Origin of the sequence: Gottschalkia purinilytica (assembly GCF_001190785.1) — a bacterium.
GTDB classification, from domain to species: Bacteria; Bacillota; Clostridia; order Tissierellales; family Gottschalkiaceae; genus Gottschalkia_A; species Gottschalkia_A purinilytica.
The window spans coordinates 1-2,286 of sequence record NZ_LGSS01000042.1; the positions used below are offsets into that span (position 1 = coordinate 1).

Below are 2,286 nucleotides of genomic sequence, written 5' to 3' on the forward strand. Positions count from 1 at the left end.
CCTACTATTTCTCCGTTTGGAAGAACATCCATTCTATTTGCAGCTGGTACTTTTGGAAGTCCTGGCATTCTCATAATATCTCCTGTTAATGCTACTATGAATCCTGCTCCTGCTGCTAATTCTAATCCTCTGATTGTTATATCAAATCCTGTTGGTGCTCCTAATAATGTTGGATCATCTGAGAATGAATATTGTGTTTTAGCCATACAGATTGGTAGTTTGTCTAATCCTAATGCTTCTAATTCTTTTATTTGTTTTTCACATGCTTTTGTGAAGTTTACTGATCCTGCTCTGTATAGTTCTGTTGCTATTTTTGTTATTTTTTCTTTGATTGATAATTCTACATCATATAGTGGTTTGAAGTCAGATTTTTTGTTTTCACATACTTCTACTACTTTCTTAGCTAATTCTACTCCACCTTCTCCACCTTTTGCCCATACGTCAGAGATTGCTACTTCTGCTCCTAGTGCTTTTACTTTTTCAAACACTAAGTCTAACTCTGCTTGTGTATCTGTTGGGAATGCATTGATTGCTACTACTGATGGTACTCCGAATTTTGCTACGTTTGCTATATGTCTTTCTAAGTTTGCTAATCCTTTTTCTAATGCTTCTAAGTTTTCTTCTCCTAAGTCTGCTTTTGCTACTCCACCATGCATTTTTAATGCTCTTACTGTTGCTACGATTACTGCTGCATCTGGTTTGATTCCTGCATATCTACATTTGATGTCGAAGAATTTCTCCGCTCCTAAGTCTGCTCCGAATCCACCTTCTGTTACTGCATAGTCTCCTATTTTTAATGCTAACTTAGTTGCTAATACACTATTACATCCATGTGCTATATTTGCAAATGGTCCTCCATGGATGAATGCTGGTGTATTTTCTAATGTTTGTACTAGGTTTGGTTTTATTGCATCTTTTAATAGTAATGTTAATGCTCCTTGTGCATTTAAGTCTTTTGCTGTTACTGGTTGACCTTCTACATTATATGCTACTACCATTTTTCCTAGTCTTTCTTTTAAGTCTTCTAGGTCGTTTGCTAAACAAAGTATTGCCATTATTTCTGATGCAACTGTTATGTCAAATCCATCTTGTCTTGGCACTCCTTGTGCTTTTCCACCTAATCCTACTACTATGTTTCTTAGTGAACGGTCATTCATGTCCACTACTCTTTTCCATACGATTCTTCTTGTATCTATTTTTAACTCATTTCCATGATGTAGATGATTGTCTATTAACGCTGCTAATAAGCTGTGTGCTGATGTTATTGCATGGAAGTCTCCTGTAAAGTGTAAGTTGATATCTTCCATTGGCACTACTTGCGCATGTCCACCACCAGCTGCTCCACCTTTTACTCCGAAGCTTGGTCCTAATGATGGCTCTCTTAAAGCTGTTATTGTTTTCTTTCCAATTTTGTTTAAGCCCATGCTTAATCCGATATTTGTTGTTGTTTTTCCTTCTCCTGCTGGAGTTGGACTTATAGCTGTAACTAATACTAATTTTCCGTCTTCTTTGTCTTTTAATTGGTCAAGTAAATCTAATGAAACTTTAGCTTTATACTTACCGTATAACTCTAAATCATCTTCTTTTATACCTAATTTACTTGCAACTTCTGTTATAGGTTGCATCTTAGCTTCTTGAGCTATTTGAATATCTGTTTTCATTAGTCTTTGTCCTCCCTTTGACTTTGGCCAATTATTAAGCCTATGCCTAATTATTTATATATTATTAGTCCATTAAGTGAGTTTCTAAGATTTGGTCTCTTCTGAATTCTTCTAATCCTAAGAAATACTCTAATGAGTTTATGATGTATTCTAATTTGATTGGTCCTACTATTTCTGAACCTGTTACAGCAACTCCGTATCTAGCAGCTTCTCTTTTAACAAATTCAAAAGGTCTGTAAATTGGAGTATTTACACAGTCGAACATGTTCATTGAAACTACTACTCCTTCTCTTTCTGGGAACTTAATTCCAACTGCTCTTATTGTTGAGAATCCACCACTTGGTCCTCTTAATCCTTTAGCTATTTTCTTAGCTATATCTACATTTTCTGTTGCTAAGAATATATTGTAAGCTGTTAATCCTTCTGCTTCAGCACTTACTATTGTAGCTCCTGATTTTTCACTTAATAATCCATCTTTACTTAAGTCTGGTTTTCTTGAATCATATTCTTCTTTTCTTGATGAATCATCTTTGATTTCTTTTAATAAGTCTCTTAATCCTTCATATTGTCCTTTTCTTATGAAAGCTAGAGCTTTTCTTTCTTCACTTCTTGCATTTTCAGCAGC

The 2,286-nt window shown here is 35.0% G+C and carries 1 protein-coding gene and 1 pseudogene; both read right to left on the minus strand.

The features are described 5' to 3' along the window. The coding region (locus CLPU_RS16115) for a formate--tetrahydrofolate ligase (RefSeq protein WP_050379105.1) at positions 1-1,661 on the minus strand (1,661 nt) is incomplete at its 3' end. A gap of 64 nt (positions 1,662-1,725) precedes the next feature. Continuing rightward, positions 1,726-2,286 (minus strand): annotated as a pseudogene (locus CLPU_RS16120) (glutamate formimidoyltransferase); the annotation flags it as partial.